Below are 22,491 nucleotides of genomic sequence, written 5' to 3' on the forward strand. Positions count from 1 at the left end.
ATGGAAGGAGACCGTGAACGGCGGGACCCACAATGACCCACCGATTGCACCAGCTGGTGAAACAGCTGTTGTTGCTGCTTAGCAAGACGCCGCAAATCTGCTAAAGTCTGCGGTGGGAGGAGACGGATATCCAATCGCTGCCGATAGCACATCCAAGTGTAGCGAAGGCGACACCCGGCGCATCACTTCCGCTCGCCTATTCCCTCGCGACGCTCTGCTGGCTCCTGTCGGCCGGCGTCTATATCGCCGCCAAGTGGGTTGCCCCCGAGATGCCGCCTTGGGCGCTCTGCTTCTGGCGGCTGACGCTCGCGTGCGCGATCCTGCTGCCTATCGTCCATCGTCATCACGGGGCGATGCTCGTGCTGATCCAATCCCGGGTGATCGAGGTGCTGGTCATCGGCACTATCGGGCTAACCTTGTGTCAGGGCATGATCTACACGGGCCTCAACTACACCAACGCGACAACCGCCGGCATCATCATGGCGCTGTCGCCGATCATGACCATGGTGCTTGCCCGCTTCGTGCTCGGCGAGCCCCTCGGTATCTGGAAAGCGCTTGGAGCGCTGGTCGCTCTGGCCGGGATGGTGGTGATCGTGGCGCGCGGCGACCTTGCCGCGCTGATGCAGCTGCAGTTCAATCCCGGCGAGTTGTGGATCGTCGGCAGCGCGTTTTGTTGGGGCCTCTACACCGTGCTGCTGCGTCGCGCCAAATTCGCTATCGAGCTTCTGCCGATGGTGGTCCTGCTGCTGGGAGCCGGCGCGCTGGCCGCACTGCCCTTCTATCTCTGGGAATTGTTTTCCGGGGATCGTTCGGCGCTGCATGCGAACGGCCTTCTGGCTCTCGCCTATGTTGCCGGCCCCGGCGGCGCTCTGATGTACTATCTCTACAACCGTAGCGTCGAGACGCTTGGTGCGGGGCGCGCCAGCATGCTGCTCTATCTCCAGACCGCCTTCGTCGCCGTTCTCGCTTATCTGGTCCTTGGCGAAAGCTTGCACGACTACGATCTCGCCGGCGCCGCCTTTATCATCGCCGGCCTGCTGCTCGCCACCGCGATCAAGCCGAGGCAGCGCACGGTGCGTGTCGCGTACGCAAACATCAGTTCCGCTGCTTCGGCGAGCAGCTCGCAAAATCAGAGCGCCACCCGAAGCAAGCCGGGTCACTGAAGCCGGCTGTTGTGGCGCAGCACGAGGCCGACCGCGCCGAGCAATGCATCGTTCTCCGTGTGCTTGCCAACGATTATCCGCGTGCGCAGCGCAGGCGCCACATCGCGGGACTTGATGAGCGTGTGGCGTTCATATGATGCGATCAGTGGCGCCAGGAGAATGTCGCCCGCCAAGGCCATGCGGCCGCTGATGATGATGAGCGGCGGATTGAGAACCGAACCGATCAGGCCAAGGCCACGGCCGGCGAACTCGGCGGTGTCCTCGATCATCCGCAGCGCCCTCACGTCGCCCTCCTCGGCCATCATGATCACGTCGTCCATCGTGACCGGCCGCCGCACGATGCGCGAAATCTGCTCGAGCGGTCCGGCAAAGCTGGCATAGAGCTCCAGGCATCCTCGATTGCCGCACCGGCAAAGGTCGCCGCCGGGATCGATGCTAATGTGCCCGAATTCGCCGGCGCCGCCGGCGATGCCGCTCACCAGCCGACCGTGCTGGACAATGGCCCCGCCGACGCCCAGATCGACCTTGAACAGCACGAAATCGTCCTGGCCGACGGCAGCACCCCACATCAGCTCGGCAATGGCCGAGCAGTTGCTCTCATTGTCGGCGAAGATCGGCTGTTCAAGGACCGGCCCGAACACATCGCGGATGTTGACCCCGGCCCAGGTCGGAACGATACTCGCGCGCAGCACCACTCCTTCGCGGCTGACTGGGCCCGAGACGGAGACCCCAACCCCCAGGAGCCCCGCCATCGGCAGACCGTTCTCTTCGTAGCATCGGGCAATTACTGACTTGGCGAGCTGGGCCGCCTGTTGCGGCTGGTAGTCCAGACCCATGGGGATAGTTTGTTCGGCAACGAAAGAATGCGAGACGTCAGCGACGACACACCGCATCTCGTCGAGGCCCAGATGGATGCCGACGCAGGTGCCCGCAGCGGGATTGAGCGTCAATGTCGTGGCAGGCCTGCCGATACCCCTCGCCGCGTCATGATGGGCCGAGGATTCGATCACCATCCCAGATTTTCTCAAGCCGTTGAGCGCGGTTGAAACCGTCGACCGCGCCAAACCGGTAATGCGGGTAATTTGCGACGCAGAAAGCACGCCGCGCTCGCGCAAGCATCGGACGATCAGGCTCTCCGGCGACGCGGACGGCCTGTCGATCAGCCAATTTCTAAGCGAAGGTTTGTTCATGATGGGCACAAAGCACGTTGACTGATAGCCCAAATATGTCATCTTGGAAAGAACGGAGATTACTGAATCTCGCCGGCCACGACCTCAAATCGCGGGCCACAAGCGGTCGATACGAACCGTGCATCACATATGGGAGTGAAACGATGAAATACCTGAGGACGGCCTTTGCGGCCGCTACCGCCTTCACCTTGATTACCGGAACAGCCCTCGCGGAGCCGAAGACCAACCTCTTGCATCAATGGGCCACCGGATCGGACGCCCAGGCTATCGCCAAGCTCGGCGAGATGTTTACCGCCAAGGGTGGCACCTGGCAGCAGACCTCCATCGCGGGCCATACGGCCAATACCCTGGCCAAACTGCGTGCTGATGTGATCGCCGGCAACGCACCTCCCGCTGTGCAGCTAAAGGGCCCCGAGATTGCCGAATGGAACGAGACGGGCATGACAGCCAATCTCGACGACCTGGCGAAGGCGGAAAATTGGGAGAAGGTCGTCGCGCCCGAATTGCTGCCGGTGATGAAGCCGACCGGGAATTGGGTGGCCGCGCCGATGAACATCCACCGCATCAACTGGCTGTGGGCATCGCCGAAGGTCATGAAGGACGCGGGCGTCACCGAGATGCCGAAGACATGGGCGGAATTCAACGCCGCCTGCGACAAGATCGTGGCCAGCGGCAAGATCTGCATTTCGCACTCGACCGCCGACTGGACCGACTCGACCGTCTTCGAAGTGGTCGTGTACGGTCAGGACCTCGATCTCTACAAGAAAGCTTTCGTCGAGGGCGACGTCGATGCCATGCGCAGCGACGGCATGGTCAAGGCCTTCGAGCAGTTTCGCACCATGACCTCGAAGTACATGGACCCCGGCATGAACGGGCGTGACTGGGATACCATGTCGCATCTCGTTGGCCGCGGCGAGGCCGCCTTCCACATCATGGGCGACTGGACGATCGGCCTGCTGACGGCCGGCGGCTTCAAGGAGGGCACCGACTATGTCTGCGCCCAGGCGCCGACCGATTGGGGCAAGCCCGGTTTCATCTTGAATTCAGACTCCGTCGTGTTCTTCAAGCAGAAGGACCCGGACTATATCGAGGGACAGAAGCTGCTTGCCAGCATCATCCTGTCGCCCGAATTCCAGACCATTTTCAATCAGACCAAAGGGTCCATTCCGGCCCGCCTCGACGTCGATCTTTCGAACGGCTTCAATCCCTGCCAGCAACTCTCGCAAAAGGATCTGCAAGCCTCGATCGCCGCCGGCACGCTCGTGCGTTCGATGGCGCACAACATGACGGTTCCGCAAAAGGTCCGCGGCGCAATAATGGATAGCATCACGGAGTTTGTAGCAACGCCGGATATGAGTGCGCAGGACGCGGCCAATGCGATGGCGGATGCGGCCGAAGCGCAGAAGTGACGCTGCCGATGATGGCCGGGGGCGAAGCGCCCGGCCAGACTTCGCCGGAGCAGCCCGATGTCCACCCATGATCTGATTGTACCAGCTGCAGCTGCCGCGGCCCGTCCGTGGCGCGAGCGCCTGGGCACGATGGTGCCCATTCTGGTGCTGGCGCCGTCGATAGCGGCAAGTTTCGTCTATGTTTTCGTCTTCACGCTCTGGACGCTCTACATCTCGCTGTCCAATTCGTCGCTGTTGCCGACCTATGGGTTCGTCGGCCTGGACAATTACGCTTCGCTCTGGGCAAACCGGCGCTGGAACATCGCCTATACGAATCTCTTCCTGTTCAGCGGCTTCTATATCGTTGGCTCGATGGCCGTTGGCCTGCTGCTCGCGATCGCGATCGACCAGCGCGTCCGCGGCGAGGCGGCTTGGCGCACCATCTTTCTCTACCCGTTGGCGGTGTCCTTCATCGTCACCGGTACGGTGTGGAGCTGGCTCTATAATCCTGTCGACGGTATCCAGGCCTTCGTTCGCGGGCTTGGCTGGACCGACTTCAGCTTCGCCCTGACGGCCAACCGCAACACTGCGATCTATGCTGTGATCATAACCGGTATCTGGCAGTCGTCCGGCTTCGCAATGGCACTTTTCCTGGCCGGTCTGCGGTCGGTCGATCCGGATCTCGTCAAAGCCGCGCAAATCGACGGCGCGTCGGTTTTCCGGACCTATCGGAGGGTCATCCTGCCAACCATCGCTCCGATATTCCTGGCGGTGGCGGTCATTCAGATACAATTCGCCATCAAGACCTTCGACCTGGTGGCGGCGTTGACGCGGGGCGGGCCAGGCGTGTCCACCACCTTCCCAGCCATCTATGTCTACGACCTGATGTTCCAGCGCGGCCAAATCGGCGAGGGTGCCGCCGCAGCGATGATGATGCTCGCGGCGGTCGCGGTGGTGCTGGTGCCGTACTCCTTGTGGATCGTCTGGCGCCGGCGGGCGGAGGGCCGCAATGGCTGAAATTGCCCCTAATGCCCGTTTTGATCCGGAAGAAGCCGCTGCCACGCGCCGGCATTTCTGGAGTCGCTTCCTTGTCTATGCCGTGCTGACGCTTTTCGCGGTCGTCTACCTCGTGCCATTGCTGGTGGTGATCTTCAACTCATTGCGCGAGCAGTCGGAGATTGCCCGCAACGGCCTCATCTCCGTACCGCGCAGCTTCCGGTTCGATGCGTGGGCGCAGGCCTGGGAATCCTACTGCGTCAGCGGTACCTGCGAGGGAATGAAGCGCAATTTCTTCAACTCCCTGGCGATGACGATCCCCGCCACCATCATCTCGACCATTCTCGGCGCCATGAACGGCTACATCCTCTCCAAATGGCGCTTCAGGGGCTCTGAACTGATCTTCAATCTGATGCTGCTCGGCGTATTCATGCCCGGCCAGATTTCGCTGATGCCGTGGGCGTTCCTGCTCGGCAAGCTCGGCCTGACCAATTCCACATATGGGCTGGTGTTGATCCACGTCGTCCAGGGCATCTCGTTCACCACCCTGTTCTGCCGCAATTTCTACGTCAGCATACCGGACGACCTGATCAAGGCGGCACGCATCGACGGCGCCGGCTTCTGGCGGATCTTCCGCAAGATCATCCTGCCCCTGTCGCCGCCCATCCTGATCGTCACCGTCATCTGGCAGTTCACCGGCATCTGGAACGAGTATCTGTTCGGCGTCGTCTTCACATCGGGCCAGCAGCAGCCGATCACGGCGGCGTTGGTCGCGCTCACGGCCGGCGGCACGACCGCACGTGCTTACGATGTGATGAGCGCAGCCGTGCTGATCGGCGCGTTGCCTCCGCTGCTGATCTATCTGTTTGGTGGAAAATACTTCGTGCGCGGCCTCACCCAGGGCGCCATAAAATGAGGCGTCGCCGATGTCCGCGTTGATGATCCGCAACCTTCACAAGAGCTACGGCTCGCTCGAGATTCTTGCCGGCATCGATCTCGAGGCTAAGACCGGAGAATTCGTCGCCCTTGTCGGCCCGTCGGGTTGCGGCAAGTCAACCTTGCTCGCCATGATCGCCGGACTGGAAACCGTCACGTCGGGCGAGATATGGATCGGCGACCGGCTGGTGAACTCGGTGCAACCCAAGGACCGCGATATTGCGATGGTGTTCCAGTCATACGCCCTCTATCCCACCATGACGGTGCGCCAAAACATCACCTTCGGCATGGAGAGCCGCGGCGTGCCAAAAGCGGCGCAGGCGGAAGCTGTCCAGCGGGTTGCCGCACTCCTGCAGATCGAACAGCTGCTTAAACGCAAGCCCGGCCAGCTCTCGGGGGGCCAGCGGCAGCGCGTTGCGATGGGGCGCGCCCTCGTGCGCGACCCGAAGCTGTTTTTGTTCGACGAGCCCTTGTCCAACCTCGACGCCAAGCTGCGCGTCGACATGCGTACCGAAATCAAGAAGCTTCACCATCGCGTCGGCAAGACCACGGTGTATGTCACCCACGATCAGGTCGAGGCGATGACGCTTGCATCCCGCATTGCGGTGATGAACCAGGGCTCGGTACAGCAGTTCGACACGCCGAAGCGGATCTACGACCGGCCGACCAACATGTTCGTTGCCGGTTTCATGGGATCGCCGGCGATGAATTTCATTCCCGCCCGGCTTACGGGCTCGACCAGCATCTCGGTACGCGCCGCTGACGGCAGCGACGCCAGCCTCGCCCTTGCCGCGCCGATGCACGCCGGTGCGCCAAAGGATGTCGTGCTCGGTATCCGGCCGGAACACATCTACCGTTTCACGACCGATCTGAAGTCGCGCAAACCTGCTGTGGCGTCCATGCAGGCGCCGGTCGAATTGGTCGAGCCTACCGGGGCCGAGACGCTTGCCGTGCTCAGGCTGGGTGACCTGGAGATCACCGGCCGTTTCGAGCCGGATGACGCTCCCGTCATGGGCGAGACGATAACGCTCGGCATCGACATGTCGCGCGCCTGTCTGTTCGATCCAACAACCAAGGCGCTTCTGTAGTTTGATGTCCGTACAATTCGCGACTTATCCGAGCTTGACCGATCGGGTCGTGCTGATCTCCGGCGGCGCCTCCGGCATTGGCGCCGATATGGTCCGCGCCTTCGTGGCGAACGGCGCCCGGATAGCCTTTCTCGATGTGCAGGACGAACCAGCGGAGGCGTTGGTGCGCGAGCTCGCTGGTGCCGCTGGGCAGGCTCCGTTATATCTCCATTGCGATGTGACCAACGTCGATGCGCTAAAGGCGTCGGTAGCAGGCGTGCGCGCGCGGCTTGGTCCGGTCGCCGTCCTGGTGAATAACGCAGCCAATGATCAGCGCCATCCCATCGACGCGGTAACGGCCGACTATTGGGACCGCAGCTTCGACGTCAATCTGAGGCATCACTTCTTCGCCGCGCAGGCAGTGCATCCGCATATGAAGGAACTCGGCTTCGGCTCGATCATAAACTTCTCCTCCATTGCCTGGCGGTTCGGAGCGGACCAGATGGTGGCCTATGCCACCGCCAAGGGGGCCGTGGTGGCGCTGACGCGTGCGTTGGCGCGGTCGTTCGGACCGGATAACATCCGCGTCAATGCGATCGAACCCGGCGCCGTCATGACCGAGCGGCAGCGCGAGCTGTGGTTCAAGACGCAGGAGGCAGTCGACCAGACGGTGCAGCGGCAATTGATCCGCCGCGTCCTGCTGGGCGAGGAGATTGCACGCACCGTGCTCTTCCTGGCGGCCGACGACAGCCGCATGATCACCAAACAGTCCATAACCGTCGATGCCGGTCTGCGCTAGTGACGCCTCTCCGCTCTCCATTGGAACCGCCAAGCTGATGTTTCGTCTCGGCCTCAACCCTTACGGACTGACCTACTATCTCGGCCTGCAGGGCCGCGGCACGCCGCGGCACAATCCGGACGGCGTGGGGCTGGAAGGCTTCATCACGCTGGCGCAGGAACTGGGCACACGCACGCTCGAGATCTACGAACCCTGGTTGACCGACTTGACTGACGCCGAAATCGTCGCCCTGCGCAGGCGTCTTGCCGCGCTGGACATCGTCCCGGTGGTGAGCGGCGGACTTCTAGTGGCAGGTCCGCTGGACAACGCCTTTCGGGCTGCGCGCCTGCTCGAGGCGACGACGATCCGTATCGCACTGACGCCTGTCCTGTGCGGCGACCGCAATGCGTGGGGTCCGAAATGGAGCGAGTTCAACGCAACGATTCGCGCTGCCTTGACGGAATGGGGGCCGCGTGCGGCGGCCGAGGGACGCGTGCTCGGCATCGAGAACCATCAGGACTTCGGCAGCGACGAACTGCTTGCGTTCTGCGAACTCGGCGGGCCGGGTGTCGGCATCACCTACGACACCGGCAACACCTTTCCTGTCGGCGAGGCGCCGCTTGCCTTCACGCGCCAGATCGCGCCCCATGTCCGCCACGTTCACCTCAAGGACTATCGCGTCCAGTTCACGGATGAGGGCTACCGCCTGGTCCGCTGCGCGATCGGCGACGGCGCCGTGCCTTTCGCCGAACTGGCAGCCCTCCTTGGCGAGCACCACGACACGCTGACGGCGGTGCTTGAGCCAGGCGCGCTGGAGGCCCGTCACGTTCGCTGTCTCACCGACGACTGGTGGAACGGATATGCGCCGAAGACCGCCCGCGAATTCGCGGCCTGCCTGAGTGCTGCGCGCCTGAACCGCCTTGCGGACGACGCCGACTACCGCACGCCATGGGAGCGCGATGATGACGGTGCGCTCGTTTCGTACGAGCTCGACATGATCCGGCGCAGCGCCGCCAACATGATGAAATTCGATTTCATTGCAATGGAGAAATCAGCATGACTGCCCGAGAACTCAGCGGCCTGACCGCCTTCGTCACCGGCTCGGGACGCGGCCTCGGCCGCGTGATGGCCGACCGCTTGGCCGAACTTGGCGCAAACGTCGCGGTCCACGACCTCGATTGGGCCCGGCCATCTCAATATGGCGAATTCGCGGACCTCGGCGACTCTGCCAGGGGCTTGGAGAAGCATGGGACGCGCATCACCGCGGTTACCGGCAACATCGGCGACAAGCAAGCTGTCGCGGAAATGAAGAGGAAGATCGAAGCGGAGCTCGGCGACGTGCACGTCTTGGTAAACTGCGCCGGCGGCGACATCGGCGCCAAGGGCGTAAAGCCCAATCCCAACAACGCACTGGACATCGACTACGAAGACATCAAGGTTCTAACCGAGAACAACCTCATCGGCACGATGCTGGTCTGCCAAGCGTTCGTTCCGCCGATGGTCAAGCGTGGCTCAGGCTCGGTGATCAACATCGCCTCGGCGGCAGCGCATATCGGATGCTCGCCCGAGGTGGTCTACTCGACGCTCAAGGCGGCTGTCGTCCATTATACGCGCTGCCTCGCCAAGGAACTGATCGACGATGGCGTACGCGTCAATGCGGTGAGCCCCGGCGCCACCAAGACGGCACGGTTCCAGGCGAGCCGCGTGGTCGATCCGCAGCGCATGGATTCGAGCAAGAAATCGCTGAACCGGTATGCGGAGCCTGAAGAGATCGCCGAAGCGGTGGCCTTCCTCGCCGGTCCGCGCGCGCGCTTCATCAACGGGCAGGTAATCCGAGTCGATGGCGGTTTCACAATCTTTCCAGGTTAGGCCGCGATCGTCCATACCGGGTACCGGAAGCAACTTCGCCATCGCGCGCTGTAAATAGCTCCGCCCGAGTTCGGCCAGAACTATGCACTGCATTACAGTCGGAGCTTGACAAAAACTGCGGTATAGCGGGTATATTAATCGAATAATATGACACCATCCATTGTGAGGAAGGCGGGTGGCAAACCTGGGAGGAGACCAAGATGAGCCGCTACAAGTCAGTCGGATTCCTGCACGGCATGGTTTTGGGCGTGGCCCTGACGACCGCGACTGCGGCCCATGCCGAGACCTTGACGCTCTATTGGAACGCCGGCCACGCCTATCAAGCTTATGCCGATGCAATAGCAAAGTTCGAGGCCGATCATCCCGGATGGTCGGTGCAGTGGGAGAAATTCCAGTGGCCGGATATGCGCACCAAGCTGGTGGCGGATTTTGCGGCGAAGAGTCCGCCCGATCTCGTCGCCGAACCCGGCGGCTGGGTGCAGGAATTCGGCCAGCGGAATCTGCTGCGGCCGCTGAACGACTTCATCGAACAAGACGGCAAGGCGATCGGCTATCCCGACGACTGGCAAGCCTATTCCGTCGAGCGCAACAAACTCGGCGACCAGTACTATGGCGTCCAGATCCACCTCACCTGCGCCACCCTCGTGTACAACGTCGATATGCTTAAGCAGGCGGGGTTCGACGCGCCGCCTGCGACCTGGGAGGAGTTCCTGAAGGTTGCCAAGGCGACGACGACCGGCGCCCGCTTCGGCTTCGCTCCCAACCCCAGCATCGGATATTATTCGTCGTGGCTGCTGCAGAACGGCGTAAGCTATTACGATCCCAAGACAAACAAGGTCAATCTCGACAGTCCTGAGGCGATCGAAGCGATCCAGTTCCTCGCCGACCTGATCCACAAGGAAAAAGCAGCGACCAAGCCGGCGGCGGGTGCTGACTATGAGGGTCCGCAAAAGCTGTTCACGGCCAACCGGGTCGCAATGATCATAACCGGTCCGTGGGACGTGAAGCCGATCCGCTCGGGCAACCCGAAGCTCAACTGGGCGGTTGCGCCATCACTCAAGCACAAGGTGCAGGCGACGTTCGCGGGCGGCGTCAGCGTGATGATCCCTAAGGACGCCAAGCACCCGAAGGAGGCCTGGGAGTTGTTGAAGCGGCTCGTCGCGCTCGACACGGAACTGGCGGCTACCAAGGAAGCGGGCATGACGATGCCGCGCAAATCCTGGGCCGAAAACGCCGAGGTTCAGGCCGATCCGGTCATCGGCAGCTTCAGCAAATGCCTGCCTTACGCGCAAGACGTCACCGCCGAGCTGCGCCTCACCGGCAAGCACGCGCGAATCGAGAAGCTTCTGCAAAGTGCGCTCGAGGATATCATCTACAATCAGAAGCCAGCAGCCGAGATTATGCCGAAATTCGCGGCCGAGGCCAACGTCATCCTGGCCAACAACTAGGCCGATGTTTATCAGCGGCAGCACCGATACGGCCGATACGGACATTCGCGTCGGCGCGATGCCGACCCGGCGAGCTGCCCGCTTCAGCCGGCGCACCAGACAAACGCTTCTCGCTTACCTGCTGCTGTCGCCAGCAATCCTCTATTTCTCGGTCTATTTCTTCTATCCGATAGGACTGGAGTTTTGGGCGAGCCTGTACAGCGGCCAGCCGCTGATCGGCGAGAGCCGATTCGCCGGACTGGACAACTACGTTGCTGCCCTCGGCGACGCGCGCGTTCGGCAGTCGCTCTTCGTGACGCTGGCCTTCGCGATAGGCGTCACCGCGGCCAGCATCGCCATTGGCCTCGGACTGGCGGTCGTGCTCAACCGGCCGATCCCGGGGCGCACTCTGATCCGCGCAATCATCTTCTTTCCCTACATCACCTCCTTCGTGATCGTCGCGTTGATGTGGCAGGCAATTCTCGATCCCTACACTGGCATCTTGAACAGCTTCCTTGCCGAGCTTGGGCTGCCGACCCAGAATTGGCTCGGCGACACCTCGACCGCGCTGCCGACCCTCATCGCCATCACGGTGTGGAAGGATGTCGGCTATGCCATGCTGATCTACCTCTCCGCGTTGCAGTCGATCCCGTCCGACTTCTACGATGCCGCATCCATCGACGGCGCCACGCCGACGCAGCAATTCCGCTATCTGACCTGGCCGTTGTTGACGCCGACCACGCTGTTCATCGCGGTCGTCAGCACGATCAGCCAGCTACAGGAGCTGGCGCCGGCCTACCTGATAACCAAGGGCGGACCGGCCGACGCGACGCGGTTCTTCAGCCTGCACGTGTTCGAGGCAGCCTTCTTCGAGCTCAACATCGGCTACGCCTCGGCGCTGTCTTTCCTGATGTTCCTGCTGATCCTGGCCATCACCTTCGTTCAGTTCCGCCTGCTCAACCGCGAAACCACCTATTGAGATTGGCATGACATTCGCAAAAACGCTCCCGTCCTACCTACTGCTGCTCTTCTGCGTGGCGCTGTCGATCTTTCCGTTCCTTTACATGCTTTCGCTGTCGCTGCAGAGCGATGCCGACGTCTTCAGCGGCATTCCGATTCTGATCCCCGAGACGTGGCAATTCACGAATTACATCGACATCTGGCAAAAGGCGCCGTTCGCGCGTTTCACGCTCAACAGCTTCATCATCGCCGGCGGGATTACCTTCCTCCATCTGATCTTCGATCCGTTGATCGGCTACGTCTTCGCGAAAATGGAATTCGCCGGTAAGCGCGTCATGTTTGTCGCGGTGCTGTCGACGCTGATGATCCCATTCTTCATCCGCATGATCCCGCTCTATGTGCTCACCGCGCGGATGGGATGGCTCAACACCTATCGGGGCCTTATCCTTCCATTCGCCATGAGCGCCTACGGAATCTTCCTGATGCGGCAGTTCATCCGTCCGATTCCCGACGAGTTGCTTGACGCTGCACGGATGGACGGCTGCTCGGAACTCGGCCTTTACTGGCGCATCGTGCTGCCGCAGGTCCGTCCGGCACTGGCGACGCTGGCCCTCCTCACCTTCGTGTTCCAGTGGAACGAATTCCTCTGGCCGCTGGTCGCCGTCAACACCACCGAAATGCGGCCGATCACGACGGGACTGACGCTTTTCAACCAGGAATTCTTCACCCAGTGGAACCTGACGGCGACGGGCGGGATCATTCTCTTCATCCCGAGCCTGCTGCTGTTCCTCTTCACGCAGCGCTACTTCGTCCGCAGCGTGATGCTGGCAGGCATGAAATGACCATTCGGAGTTATTGCATCCCATGACGTCTCGCCGACCGAACGTGATCGTCTTCTTCACCGACCAGCAGCGTTGGGACACCGTTGGCGTCCATGGCAATCCGCTCGAGCTTACGCCAAATTTCGATCGCCTCGCCGGGACCGGCACGTTCGTGGCGAATTCGTTTACCTGCCAGCCCGTTTGCGGCCCCGCCCGCTCCGTCTTCCAGACGGGGCGGTACCCGACCATCACCGGCTGCTACCGCAACGACATCCCACTGCCGAAGAGCGAGCGCACGCTCGCGCACCATTTCGCCGCAGCAGGTTATGACACCGCCTATATCGGCAAATGGCACCTGGGGTCCGCCGAGCCGGTCACCCAGGAAGAACGCGGCGGCTATCGCTACTGGCTGGCCTCCAACATCCTGGAGTTCACTTCCGGCCCCTTCGACACCGTCGTCCACGACAATGACGGCAAGGCGGTGAAGCTGCCGGGATACCGCGTCGATGCCCTCACCGACGCTGCAATCCGCTATGTCGCATCGAGGGAAGACGAGCCGTTCTTCCTATTCCTGTCCTTCCTCGAGCCGCATCACCAGAACCAGACGGACAACTACCCTGCCCCGCTCGGATACGAGGACAGGATCCGCAAGAAGCTCGCCATTCCCGGCGATCTCGCCGCACTTGGCGGCACGACAGCGGAACATTTCCCCGGCTATCTGGGCATGGTCGCACGCCTCGACGAGGCGTTTGGACGGCTGGTCGAGGCGCTCTACAGCCTTGGCCGGCTTGACGACACGATCATCCTCTTCACCTCCGACCATGGCTGTCACTTCAAGACCCGCAACAACGAATACAAGCGTTCCTGTCATGAGGCGTCGATCCGCGTGCCGACGCTATTCCACGGCCCCGGCTTCCAGCGCATCGGCACATATGAAGGCCTGGTCAGCCTCGTCGATCTCGCGCCGACCCTGCTCGCCGCGGCCGGCCTGAAAGTGCCCAATTCGATGCAGGGCGTCTCGCTGCTCGACGCACTGCAGGGCGAACGGCCGTCGCGCGACGAGATATTCATTCAAATCAGCGAGCACCATGTCGGCCGCGCGTTGCGCACCAGACGGTGGAAATATGAGGTCGAGGCGCCGGGAAAAGACGGCTGGCGGGATTCCGGCAGCGATTTCTATGTCGAGGCGAGGCTCTACGACCTCGATGGCGATCCGAACGAGCTAACCAATCTCATAGCTTCGCCCGATCACGCAGAGACGCGTGCATGGCTGCGAGGCCGCATCGTGGCCCTGATGGAGGAGGCCGGCGAGGCAAGGCCCGAGATCCTTGCCGCCGGGTATGGAAGCTGGAATGAAATCCGGCTGAGCGACAGCTGATCATGTCACGTCGCGCAGCGGATCCAACAATGCACGAGAGAAGTTCCGATCGCAGAAAGGCGCCGACCATGGCCGATGTCGCCCGGCGCGCCAATGTATCGACCGCTGCCGTGTCGTACCTGCTCAGCGGCGACAGCACGCGCCTGAAGTTCGTCGGCAAGGAGGCGCGGCAGCGCATCCTCGAGGCCGTCGCTGAGCTCAACTACGTGCAAAACCGCACCGCGCGGCAGCTGCGCCGCCAGCAGGCCGAGCGAATCTGCCTTGTACTGCCTCGTCTCGGCGTGCCGTTCAGCGACCGGATCGCGCAGGATATCCAATCTGCAGCGGCGCTGAGGGGATTTTCGACAATTATCACCGCGGGAGACGCCTTCGAGCGAACCGACCGGATCGTGAGGGAAATCGAGAGCGGGCTGGCAGACGGCATTATCGCCGACTGGCAGCATCTCTCCGAGCCCGAGGTGATGCTCTTGGCCGCGCGCCTGGCGGCCGCGGGCCGGCCAGCGGTGATCTTCCATCCGACCATCGAGCCGGCAGGCTTCTCGGTTGTGCGCCAGCATACCGGCAGGGCCGTCTTCGAGGCTCTCGACTACCTCTACGGAGCCGGCCATCGCTGCATCGCCTATATGGTGCATGAGCAAGCGGTGGACGCGAGCCGTCTCGCCGCCTATCGCAGCTTCCTGCAAGCACGCGCCCTTCCGCTGCGAGACGACCTGGTGATCGGCGGTGCAGAGGCGCGCAAGGCTGCGTTTGCCAATGCTACGGCGCTGGCCGCCCGCAAGGATCGGCCGACCGCGCTTTTCGTCGAATCCGATTTTGCCGCCGTGACCGCCCTGCACGCATTCGAGGAGGCCGGCCTCTCCGTGCCCGGCGACATTGCAGTCATCGGCTGCGGCAATATCGACGAGGGCGAATTCAGTCATCCGGCATTGACGACAATCGGCCCCGAAACTGCCCACTACGACCATCTTGCCGATCATCTGATCTCATTGATCTCAGCAACACCGGGCGCAATACCTACCCTTTTCAGCGTTTCGTGGCAGTTGGTCCGTCGCGCGTCCGCATGAGCAGGATCGCCGCTATTTGACGCCCACGCTTTCAGGCCAGAGGACCTGGATTTCCTTTGGCAGCGCATCCCGCACCTTTGCCGACTGGCCAAGGTCGATATGCCGTGCAAGCACACGCAGCACTGAGCGTGCCGCATCCTCGGGATCGACAGGACGAGTCGATTTCAATTCATCGGCGATGTGTTGCAGGAACTTCTCGAGCGAGCGTGTCTTGTCGGGCATGTCGGCGGGCCGATAGCGATCATAGTAGGCGCCGCGCACTAGCAGCGGCAGTTCCGCTCCCAAGTTGGCCCCAGTCCGATCTGCAGCCTGTCGCGAAGGGTTCGCAGAACGGCGCCCAATGTATGCCAGGCGACGTGTCGATCCGGACCAAGATCCGCCATGATCTCGTCAAGCCAGATGTTTGTTATTTGCAGCGTTTTGTCAAAAACGTCCAAGCCGGTTGCGCTCATCGTCGCCTCCTCGAAAGGTTCTGCGGGCGAAACGGCGACCGGAGATTATTGTTTCGTGGTCCTGTGAAAATCGTCCTGGCAAAGCGGCGGAAACCGGTTCGGTCGAAGAGCCTGTCGGCGTCAGGTCTGCTCTACACTCTGCATCTGCTGGATTTCGGCGATCTGTCGGAAGCGGCCGTTTTCCACCCCGTTGAGTGCAGTCACAGCGGCCAGATTGTCGCCCTTTTCATCCCACCGCACCGGCTCGCGATAGGCGATTCCCTTGAAACGGATATCGCGCACCGCCGCCAGAACGTCGCGCCGGCTCGGATATCCCTTGGATACAGTGCTGGCGTCTTTGATCGCGGCAAGGAGAAGGCAGGCCGAATCGTAGGCATTCACGGCATAATTGCGCTTCGGCTTCGCCTCGCCAGCTTCGGCGAGCGTCGCTTCCAAGCAATCCCTTCGCGCGTCAACGACGCCCGTTCAACCTTCCCACAGTTGTATTCGGCGCCCTGCGTTCCGATCATTAAAGTCGTCCTTGCTGATCCGAAAGGTGGTTGTCCTCCGCCTAACTGAGCTTGTGCTCATCGGTTCCGAACGCCGTCTCAGCAATGAGACCAGTCCTCACGTTGCCCGAGCCCGGGTATCTCTTGACTGACTGAGCGGCCCGCGCCGACAATGGCATTGGGAAGATGGCGGGATGGCGCCACGGTGTTCGGCACCACTTGGCGATCAAGCTGCGAAAGGGCTGTCATGGATTGGAAGCTGGAACTAGTCCCGGTCCCCGTATCGGACGTCGATAGAGCAATTGCCTTTTATGTTGGGAAGGTCGGCTTTCATCTCGATCACGACCACACCGTAAGCGACGAGATACGTTTCGTGCAATTGACGCCGCCCGGTTCGGCCTGTTCGATTGCCATGGGCAAGGGCCTCGTCGACAGCCCCGCGGGATCCATAAGGGGCCTGCAACTGGTCGTGCCCGATGTCGATGAGGCACACCGGTACCTGGCCGCTCAAGGTATCGAGGTCAGCGATATCAAGGATTTTCCCTGGGGCAGATTTGTCTTCTTTGAGGATCCCGACGGCAACACCTGGTCTGTCCAGCAACTTCCACCTCGCAGCTGAGGTGGCGCGCTGCGGCAGTGTCGTGCCCCGACGCAGATAGCGCGGGATGCACGGTTCAATTCGAACGCATCCCGGCCTAACGCCTCTTCTCGTCGAAGGCGGCATTCCAATTGTGATAAGGCGCGCGATAGGTGGGGATGCGGTCCTCGACATCGGCAAGCGCTTCGAACGGCTTGTGCGGTTCGGCCTGATACCAGAAGGCGACCGACGAAATGTCGTCCGAGCGGCGATTGGCGTGACCGTGCTCGATGGTCACCCGGATCCGTTTGTGGAAGATGACCGGGTCCTCTATGTGCCAGCGATAGAGCGTAACCGGCTCGGTCCAGTTCGGCCCGCCGGCGGCGATGATGCCGTGATAGGGCGCGCTGTAGTCCTGTGTCGGGCACCATGCCGTATTGAAATAATCTTCCGTGCCGGTGCCGTGCAGCGTCGGCGGCCAGGCATCGTTGGCGCCGGGGCCGGTCTCGCCGCGATCGTCGATCAGTTCGGCCTTCGGTCCGATGCGCGGATCGGGCTTGCGCACTGTATCCGGCACGGAAATGCCCGGCTCGCCATCGACGAAGATCATGTCGTCGCCCTCGCCATACCAGTCCCATAGTGCGGAACGCCGCCGCGAATAGACGGAATAGAGCACGCCGACATAGTGGCCATGACCTTCCGCCTCCAGGATGGTGTAGTTGCCGTTCCCGTCGGTGTCTTCCCCGCCAAACAGGACCTGCTCGTTGGCCAGCCCCGTCTCGTCTATGCCATCAGGTCGCTGCTGCCTGTATTGGGCGTGGAAGCGGCCCAGGCCTTCCTCGAGTTCCTCATGCAGTTCGAGATCGACATAGTAATAGAAAAGCAGGTCGTCCTCAGCCTCATTGGTGACGGTGAAGCGCATGTGGCTGGCAAACGGCATCGGAAAGTAGCAGTTGAAGGCCTTGCCATCCTCGGGACTTGCCTGCACCGGCAGGCTGGCAAAATTGCGCGTGCGGGCGTGGCCCATGCCGAAGAAATCGCCGATCGGCGTTTCGATGCTCGGATGTGCCTCACCATCCCAATAGGCGCGCAATACGATCTTGCGCAGGAACGCCTCGCTCTCGCAGGCGAGCGTCGCCCAGATATGCGTGACGATGCCGGCACCGTCATGCTCGGCAATCACCACCGTCTGGCCGGGTTCAATGTGCAGCCGGTCGTCATTGCCGCCGGTGCGGTCGTAGCTTGAGAACCGGCGGGTTTTGGCGTCGCGCAATTTGGCGAGCCCGCGAAGCGGCGACAAGCCGGCATTATCCATGTGTTTCTCCTCTTGCTTCAGCGGTTATTTCAGGCCGCTTGTCTTGATCGATTCCATGATCTGGCGTTGGAAGATCACGAAAAGAACCAGCATCGGCACGGCTACGATGGTCGAAGCGGCCATGACGTAGTTCCAGGCGGCGGCGTACTGGCTCTTGAAGTTCGCAATGGCTACCTGCACCACCCAGAGATCGAGGTCCGATGTGATCGTCAACGGCCACAGGAAAGCATTCCAGTTGGCGAGGAAGAACAGGATCGCCAGTGCCGACAGGATCGGCCGGCTGAGCGGCAGGATGATGCTCCAATAGATGCGCCAGTAGCCGGCACCATCCATGATCGCCGCTTCTTCCAGTTCCCTGGGCAGCGACAGGTAGTATTGCCTGAGCAGAAAGATGCCGAACGCGTTGAAGATCGCCGGAATGATCAGCCCGGCATAGCTGTCCAGCATGTGCAGCATCCGCGTCAGGATGAACAGCGGCACGATGATGACCGGCAGCGACACCAGGAAGGTCGAGAACATGGCAAGGAACAGCGTGTCGCGGCCCGGAAAACGGAGCCGTGCGAGCGAATAGCCGGCCATCGAATGGAAGAACAGCGCGGCGACCGTCACCGTCGCCGACACGAAGAACGAATTGAAGAGATAGCGCAGGAACGGCACCTCGGTCAGCACATAGAGGAAATTGCCGAGCGTCGGGCGTTCCGGAATGAGGCTCGGCGTGAAGACGTCGCTCGCCGGCTTGAGCGAGATGATCAGCATCCAGACAAGCGGGAATACCGTCATCAGGCCAAGTGCGGCGGTTGCCAGCATCCAGGCAAGTCTCGCCGCTCGTATCTGCGAACGGCCGGAAGGAGTTCGGCCGTCAGTCATGCTCGAAGCGTCCGCCGCGCGTCAGCACGAAGAAGAAGACCGTGACCAGCATCAGCGCCAGCACCAGCAGCGATGCCATTGCCGATGCATAGCCGAACGCGCCGAACTGGAATGCCTGCTTGTAGATATAGATGATCAGCACCGAGGTCGAATTGACCGGACCGCCTTTGGTCATCACATAGATCAGGTCGAAGACCTGGCCGCCGGCGACAGCCGCGACGAGCGAGACCAGGAGGACGAAGAAGCTGGTCGGCTTGAGCAAGGGCAAAGTAATGTACCAGAAGCTCGTCACCGGCCCGGCACCGTCGATCTTTGCAGCTTCGTAGTACTCTGCCGGGATGTCCTGGAGCCCGCCGAGGAAGATCAGCATGTAGAAACCCATCAGGAACCAGACGCTGACCAGCACCAGCGTGAACAGCGCCAGATTTGGATCGCCGAGCAGCGAAATTCCGCCGAGGCCGACGAGCGGCGCCAGCCGGCTGACGATGCCGACCTTTTCGACCAGCATGAGCTGCCACACGAGCGCCACCACGACCAGGCTGACCATCTGCGGCGCAAAGAACATCGAGCGCATGACCGCGTTGAAGCGGTTGGTCTTCTGCACCAGAAGCGCCAGTCCCAGTCCGGCGACGTAGAGCGCCGGCACCAGCATGACGGCATAGGCTACCGTCACCTTCACCGACGACCAGAACAGCGGGTCGCCCCACATGCGCCTGTAATTGACGAACCCGACGAACCTGTAGCCGCCGAAGCCGTTGACCTCGAAAAACCCGACGGCGAGCGACAGCAGCATCGGCACGCCGACGAACACCAGCAAGCCGAGCGCATCGGGCAGGACGAACAGCCATGCGGCGTAGCGCTCCCTTTGCTTGGCGGTGAGGCCGCGGGCGGAATTCGCGCCCGCGGCTGGCGGTTTCATCTGATCCATGCTGGAAAGGGCCTAAAGGATCGGCGCGCCGGAATAGGAAGCGAGGAACGCATCGAGTTGCTGACTGGCCGTCGTCGCCGCCTGCTGGGCATCAACCCCGCCAAGCTGTGCCGACTGGATGGCGTCGGAGATGATCTTGTAGGCCTCCGGCGGAACCCGCGGCTCGGCGCGCGTCCCCGGATGGATCTCCTTGGCGAAGGTGCCGAACTTGCCGGTGCTGAAGACATCGGCGCCGGCCTTCAGCGCGCTGTTGCGCGGCGGCATGTCGCTCTTGGCGACAGTGCACCAGTTGACGACCCGGTCGATCGATGCCGGATCCATTGAGGCCAGCGCCCAGGCGCAGAACTGGGCGGAAGCATCCGGGTTCTTGCCTCCGGCATTGGCGACAAAGGCCCAGCCACCGCCGACGGTGACGTATTTGCCATTGGCCGGTGTCGGCAATTTGAAGATGCCGTAGGGCACGTCCTTGGCGTTGTTGTCCATCGCCGAAATGCCCCAGATGCCGCAGTTCTGCATGGCGCACAGCCCTGCCCCGAGATTGGCGACTATGTCGAAGCCGCCGCCGACCACCTGACGCGGCGCCACGCCGGTATTGATGGCATCCTGCCAGAGTTTCAGCGCCTGGACGGTGGCCGGCGAATCGAAGGCGCTCTTGCCGTCCTTGCCCTGGAATTCGCCGCCGCCCTGCCACAGGAACGGATACCAGGTGAAGTTCTGGTAATAGCCGGGAGTCGTTTCGAACAGCACGCCGTAGCGACTGGGCGTCGTCAGCTTTTTGGCGACCGCCAACAGCTCGTCCCAGGTCTTCGGCACGTCGTTCTCGTTGAGCTTTGCATCCTCGAACGCTTTGACCGAATAGTAGAAGGCCATCGGCTCGACTTCCATCGGCACACCGTAGATCTTGCCGTCCACCATGCGGTTGGCGATGACGCTTTCCGGGAAATCGGCTTTGGCGGCATCCTCGATATGCGGCGTCAGGTCGGCAAGTACGCCGCCATTGTAATAACGCAGGAAATCGCCGGGGCTGATGAGGAAGATGTCAGGGCCCTCGCCCGACGCGAAGGCCGTTGCCAGCTTGGAACCGGAGATGTATTCGCTGTTGACGACATATTCGAGCTCGACCTTCTGGTCGTGGCCGTCGTTCCAGTCGGCCACCAGCTTCTCGAACCACTGGACCTGCGGCTTCACGTCTCCCCCAGGCGCATAGAACTGCCAGAATTTCAGCGGCGCTTCCTGAGCGCGCACGGCCATCCTGTTGATGAACGGGAAGCCTGTGAGGCCGGCGGCAGCGAAAGTGGCGCCGCCCTGGATCAGCCGACGGCGGTTCAGGCTGGCCAATGGCCGGTCGCGGGTCGTTTTGTCAGTCATCAATTCCTCCCTTGGATGTTGTTCGGTCGAACGTTGGCGAAGGGACCTCCGTTCCCTTTGCCGGCACCTGGCGTCACGCGCTGTCGAATGGGCTCAACACGCATGGGATCACTTCGGTGCGCGGCGCGCCCTCGACTTTGCCACCCAGCCGTTCGAGCAGCATTTGCGTGGCGCGCTTGGCAAGCATTGTCGGACTGTTGCCGACACGGGTCAGCTTCGGCCTGACATATTCCAGTTGAGGCAGGTCATCGAAGACTGCGATGGCGATATCCTGAGGGATATTGATCCCATGGTCGTAGAATTCGGTCAGCGCACCGGAGGCCATCAGATAATTGGCGAAGAACATCGCCGACGGCAGGTTTCCGCCGTGCTTCTCCCTGAGCCAGGTGACCGCTTCCCGCCCTGACGGGGCAAGATAGCTTCCCTCGAACCGCAGATCGGCGGAGATTGGCACGCCATTGTCGGCGAGCCCTTTTTCGAAGCCGGCGGCACGCGCCATCGCCTCCTTGAAAAAGGCTGGCCCGGTGACATGGGCGACGCGGCGATGGCCCCTCTTCGCCAGATACTCGCCCATCAGATAGCCGCCGCCGAAATCGTCCATCTGGACGCTGTCGACAGCATGGTTCGGCAGATGGCCGATGAAGACGGCGGGCAGATCGAGGCTGAGCAGTTCGCTGTGCATGCCGTGCAGCGCGAAGTCGGCAACGATGACGCCGTCGACCCGCTTGCGCCCTATCTGGCGCAAATACTCGCGGCCGTGATCCTGTGAATGTCCGCCCGGCACGTCGGTGTTGAAGATCAGCATGTCGAGGCCGACCACTTCGAGCGTCGACTGCGCCGTTTTCACCAGCTCCGGATAGAACGGGTTGCGGATGTCCGGGATCAGCATCGCGATGATGTTGGTGCGGCCGGTGCGCAGGCTTTGCGCCTGCGGGTTCGGCGTGTAGCCGAGTTCGTCGATCGCCGCTTGTACGCGCTCACGTAGCGATTTCGATACCCGGTCCGCATGGTTGATGACATGCGACACGGTCGTGCGCGACACGCCCGCTCGCGTGGCAACTTTGGAAATCGTGCTCATGGTGACAAGTTATGGGCACATGAATGCATTTGCAAATCGATTTTACCAATGTCTCGCAAATTAGGGCCGTCAGGCGGATTACACAAATGCCAAAAGAAAAGGCCGGGTTGTTAAGCCCGGCCAAGTGTGAAGGTCTATAACCTCCAGAGGGGAACGCGCCGGACGCAATGGGAGGAGACATCCGACGCAATTCGCATATGGGTCTGTATTGGTGGCGTTTCAACGATGCGGCAGTAGACCAACGGCGTTGCTGCCATAGAGCCAGAAACGCAAAGCATGATAGTGTGCTGAAGGTTCTGCAAAAAGTTTTGGAGAGAGAACGGCGCCTGCTCTGAGGGGCGAGCGGCCATGGCACGGTGGTGACGTTGCGATCACCGATTC

20 protein-coding genes and 2 pseudogenes are annotated in these 22,491 nt (G+C 61.7%); 14 read left to right on the forward strand and 8 right to left on the reverse strand.

Annotation, left to right across the window (positions count from 1 at the left end; translation table 11 throughout):
* Window positions 1-128: 128 nt before the first annotated feature.
* Window positions 129-1,070 (forward strand): annotated as a pseudogene (locus tag NKI29_RS22535) (DMT family transporter); the annotation flags it as partial.
* Window positions 1,071-1,156: 86 nt separating this feature from the next.
* Here the strand turns inward: NKI29_RS22535 and NKI29_RS22540 are convergent.
* A complete protein-coding gene (locus NKI29_RS22540) occupies window positions 1,157-2,395 on the reverse strand; it encodes an ROK family transcriptional regulator (protein ID WP_352577737.1) in 1,239 nt (412 codons plus the stop codon).
* A gap of 101 nt (window positions 2,396-2,496) precedes the next feature.
* Here NKI29_RS22540 and NKI29_RS22545 point away from each other — a divergent pair, with 101 nt between their 5' ends.
* The 12 genes from NKI29_RS22545 (at window position 2,497) to NKI29_RS22600 (ending at window position 15,037) form a co-directional block, all read left to right on the forward strand.
* Window positions 2,497-3,762, forward strand: coding sequence for an ABC transporter substrate-binding protein (locus NKI29_RS22545; protein WP_023675509.1), 1,266 nt, complete (start codon window positions 2,497-2,499; stop codon window positions 3,760-3,762).
* A 57-nt stretch (window positions 3,763-3,819) separates the two neighbouring features.
* Complete coding sequence (locus tag NKI29_RS22550; RefSeq protein ID WP_352754957.1) at window positions 3,820-4,758, forward strand: carbohydrate ABC transporter permease; 939 nt, start codon at window positions 3,820-3,822, stop codon at window positions 4,756-4,758.
* Window positions 4,751-5,653, forward strand: a complete 903-nt coding sequence (locus tag NKI29_RS22555; protein ID WP_352754960.1) for a carbohydrate ABC transporter permease — start codon at window positions 4,751-4,753, stop codon at window positions 5,651-5,653. Before NKI29_RS22550 ends, NKI29_RS22555 begins: the two co-directional genes overlap by 8 nt.
* Window positions 5,654-5,663: 10 nt before the next feature.
* Window positions 5,664-6,761 (forward strand): ABC transporter ATP-binding protein, encoded by a 1,098-nt coding sequence (locus NKI29_RS22560; protein WP_352754962.1) that lies wholly within the window; start codon window positions 5,664-5,666, stop codon window positions 6,759-6,761.
* A 4-nt stretch (window positions 6,762-6,765) separates the two neighbouring features.
* Window positions 6,766-7,539, forward strand: coding sequence for an SDR family NAD(P)-dependent oxidoreductase (locus NKI29_RS22565; protein ID WP_352754964.1), 774 nt, complete (start codon window positions 6,766-6,768; stop codon window positions 7,537-7,539).
* 37 nt (window positions 7,540-7,576) lie between these two features.
* Window positions 7,577-8,578 carry a sugar phosphate isomerase/epimerase family protein gene (locus NKI29_RS22570; protein ID WP_352754966.1) on the forward strand — a complete coding sequence of 334 codons (1,002 nt, stop codon included), beginning with the start codon at window positions 7,577-7,579 and terminating at the stop codon, window positions 8,576-8,578.
* A complete protein-coding gene (locus NKI29_RS22575) occupies window positions 8,575-9,387 on the forward strand; it encodes an SDR family NAD(P)-dependent oxidoreductase (protein ID WP_352448128.1) in 813 nt (270 codons plus the stop codon). Before NKI29_RS22570 ends, NKI29_RS22575 begins: the two co-directional genes overlap by 4 nt.
* 200 nt (window positions 9,388-9,587) lie before the next feature.
* Window positions 9,588-10,835: an ABC transporter substrate-binding protein gene (locus NKI29_RS22580; RefSeq protein WP_352454143.1), complete on the forward strand. Its 1,248-nt coding sequence runs from the start codon at window positions 9,588-9,590 to the stop codon at window positions 10,833-10,835.
* 4 nt (window positions 10,836-10,839) lie between these two features.
* Complete coding sequence (locus NKI29_RS22585) at window positions 10,840-11,793, forward strand: carbohydrate ABC transporter permease (protein ID WP_023675501.1); 954 nt, start codon at window positions 10,840-10,842, stop codon at window positions 11,791-11,793.
* Between the two features lie 7 nt (window positions 11,794-11,800).
* The gene (locus tag NKI29_RS22590; protein WP_352568064.1) at window positions 11,801-12,616 is read left to right on the forward strand and encodes a carbohydrate ABC transporter permease; all 816 of its coding nucleotides are present in this window, start codon (window positions 11,801-11,803) and stop codon (window positions 12,614-12,616) included.
* Between the two features lie 22 nt (window positions 12,617-12,638).
* Window positions 12,639-13,973, forward strand: coding sequence for a sulfatase family protein (locus NKI29_RS22595; protein WP_352697486.1), 1,335 nt, complete (start codon window positions 12,639-12,641; stop codon window positions 13,971-13,973).
* A 68-nt stretch (window positions 13,974-14,041) separates the two neighbouring features.
* Window positions 14,042-15,037, forward strand: coding sequence for a LacI family DNA-binding transcriptional regulator (locus NKI29_RS22600; protein ID WP_352568066.1), 996 nt, complete (start codon window positions 14,042-14,044; stop codon window positions 15,035-15,037).
* 12 nt (window positions 15,038-15,049) lie between these two features.
* On the opposite strand, the pseudogene NKI29_RS22605 reads toward NKI29_RS22600, so the two are convergent.
* A pseudogene (locus tag NKI29_RS22605) lies at window positions 15,050-15,489 on the reverse strand (DUF2267 domain-containing protein).
* 120 nt (window positions 15,490-15,609) lie between these two features.
* Complete coding sequence (locus NKI29_RS22610; protein WP_352697484.1) at window positions 15,610-15,924, reverse strand: hypothetical protein; 315 nt, start codon at window positions 15,922-15,924, stop codon at window positions 15,610-15,612.
* A 300-nt stretch (window positions 15,925-16,224) separates the two neighbouring features.
* Between NKI29_RS22610 and NKI29_RS22615 the strand changes: the two genes are divergently transcribed.
* Window positions 16,225-16,596 (forward strand): VOC family protein, encoded by a 372-nt coding sequence (locus tag NKI29_RS22615; RefSeq protein WP_352568068.1) that lies wholly within the window; start codon window positions 16,225-16,227, stop codon window positions 16,594-16,596.
* A gap of 76 nt (window positions 16,597-16,672) precedes the next feature.
* On the opposite strand, the gene NKI29_RS22620 is transcribed toward NKI29_RS22615, so the two are convergent.
* The 5 genes from NKI29_RS22620 to NKI29_RS22640 all read right to left on the reverse strand — a co-directional run bounded on the left by NKI29_RS22620 (window position 16,673) and on the right by NKI29_RS22640 (window position 22,110).
* Window positions 16,673-17,869, reverse strand: a complete 1,197-nt coding sequence (locus NKI29_RS22620; protein ID WP_352797252.1) for a glycoside hydrolase family 172 protein — start codon at window positions 17,867-17,869, stop codon at window positions 16,673-16,675.
* Between the two features lie 24 nt (window positions 17,870-17,893).
* On the reverse strand, window positions 17,894-18,736 hold the full coding sequence (locus NKI29_RS22625; protein WP_352568070.1) for a carbohydrate ABC transporter permease: 843 nt from the start codon (window positions 18,734-18,736) through the stop codon (window positions 17,894-17,896).
* Window positions 18,729-19,655: a carbohydrate ABC transporter permease gene (locus tag NKI29_RS22630; RefSeq protein WP_352568071.1), complete on the reverse strand. Its 927-nt coding sequence runs from the start codon at window positions 19,653-19,655 to the stop codon at window positions 18,729-18,731. Before NKI29_RS22630 ends, NKI29_RS22625 begins: the two co-directional genes overlap by 8 nt.
* Before the next feature lie 21 nt (window positions 19,656-19,676).
* On the reverse strand, window positions 19,677-21,032 hold the full coding sequence (locus tag NKI29_RS22635) for an ABC transporter substrate-binding protein (protein ID WP_352539309.1): 1,356 nt from the start codon (window positions 21,030-21,032) through the stop codon (window positions 19,677-19,679).
* A 73-nt stretch (window positions 21,033-21,105) separates the two neighbouring features.
* Window positions 21,106-22,110 carry a LacI family DNA-binding transcriptional regulator gene (locus NKI29_RS22640; protein WP_352568072.1) on the reverse strand — a complete coding sequence of 335 codons (1,005 nt, stop codon included), beginning with the start codon at window positions 22,108-22,110 and terminating at the stop codon, window positions 21,106-21,108.
* Window positions 22,111-22,491 lie beyond the last annotated feature (381 nt).

Source organism: Mesorhizobium sp. M0678 (assembly GCF_040320505.1).
In the GTDB taxonomy this organism is placed as follows: Bacteria; Pseudomonadota; Alphaproteobacteria; order Rhizobiales; family Rhizobiaceae; genus Mesorhizobium.

What these genes read in the sequence shown, in the direction of transcription:
- NKI29_RS22545 (WP_023675509.1), top strand. Translation starts at nt 2,497, where the DNA reads ATGAAATACCTGAGGACGGCCTTTGCGGCCGCTACCGCCTTCACCTTG.
- NKI29_RS22590 (WP_352568064.1), top strand. Translation starts at nt 11,801, where the DNA reads ATGACATTCGCAAAAACGCTCCCGTCCTACCTACTGCTGCTCTTCTGC.
- NKI29_RS22600 (WP_352568066.1), top strand. Translation starts at nt 14,042, where the DNA reads ATGGCCGATGTCGCCCGGCGCGCCAATGTATCGACCGCTGCCGTGTCG.
- NKI29_RS22540 (WP_352577737.1), bottom strand. Translation starts at nt 2,395, where the DNA reads ATGACATATTTGGGCTATCAGTCAACGTGCTTTGTGCCCATCATGAAC.
- NKI29_RS22570 (WP_352754966.1), top strand. Translation starts at nt 7,577, where the DNA reads ATGTTTCGTCTCGGCCTCAACCCTTACGGACTGACCTACTATCTCGGC.
- NKI29_RS22585 (WP_023675501.1), top strand. Translation starts at nt 10,840, where the DNA reads ATGTTTATCAGCGGCAGCACCGATACGGCCGATACGGACATTCGCGTC.
- NKI29_RS22635 (WP_352539309.1), bottom strand. Translation starts at nt 21,032, where the DNA reads ATGACTGACAAAACGACCCGCGACCGGCCATTGGCCAGCCTGAACCGC.
- NKI29_RS22580 (WP_352454143.1), top strand. Translation starts at nt 9,588, where the DNA reads ATGAGCCGCTACAAGTCAGTCGGATTCCTGCACGGCATGGTTTTGGGC.
- NKI29_RS22640 (WP_352568072.1), bottom strand. Translation starts at nt 22,110, where the DNA reads ATGAGCACGATTTCCAAAGTTGCCACGCGAGCGGGCGTGTCGCGCACG.
- NKI29_RS22550 (WP_352754957.1), top strand. Translation starts at nt 3,820, where the DNA reads ATGTCCACCCATGATCTGATTGTACCAGCTGCAGCTGCCGCGGCCCGT.
- NKI29_RS22595 (WP_352697486.1), top strand. Translation starts at nt 12,639, where the DNA reads ATGACGTCTCGCCGACCGAACGTGATCGTCTTCTTCACCGACCAGCAG.
- NKI29_RS22620 (WP_352797252.1), bottom strand. Translation starts at nt 17,869, where the DNA reads ATGGATAATGCCGGCTTGTCGCCGCTTCGCGGGCTCGCCAAATTGCGC.
- NKI29_RS22565 (WP_352754964.1), top strand. Translation starts at nt 6,766, where the DNA reads ATGTCCGTACAATTCGCGACTTATCCGAGCTTGACCGATCGGGTCGTG.
- NKI29_RS22625 (WP_352568070.1), bottom strand. Translation starts at nt 18,736, where the DNA reads ATGACTGACGGCCGAACTCCTTCCGGCCGTTCGCAGATACGAGCGGCG.
- NKI29_RS22630 (WP_352568071.1), bottom strand. Translation starts at nt 19,655, where the DNA reads ATGAAACCGCCAGCCGCGGGCGCGAATTCCGCCCGCGGCCTCACCGCC.
- NKI29_RS22615 (WP_352568068.1), top strand. Translation starts at nt 16,225, where the DNA reads ATGGATTGGAAGCTGGAACTAGTCCCGGTCCCCGTATCGGACGTCGAT.
- NKI29_RS22575 (WP_352448128.1), top strand. Translation starts at nt 8,575, where the DNA reads ATGACTGCCCGAGAACTCAGCGGCCTGACCGCCTTCGTCACCGGCTCG.
- NKI29_RS22560 (WP_352754962.1), top strand. Translation starts at nt 5,664, where the DNA reads ATGTCCGCGTTGATGATCCGCAACCTTCACAAGAGCTACGGCTCGCTC.
- NKI29_RS22555 (WP_352754960.1), top strand. Translation starts at nt 4,751, where the DNA reads ATGGCTGAAATTGCCCCTAATGCCCGTTTTGATCCGGAAGAAGCCGCT.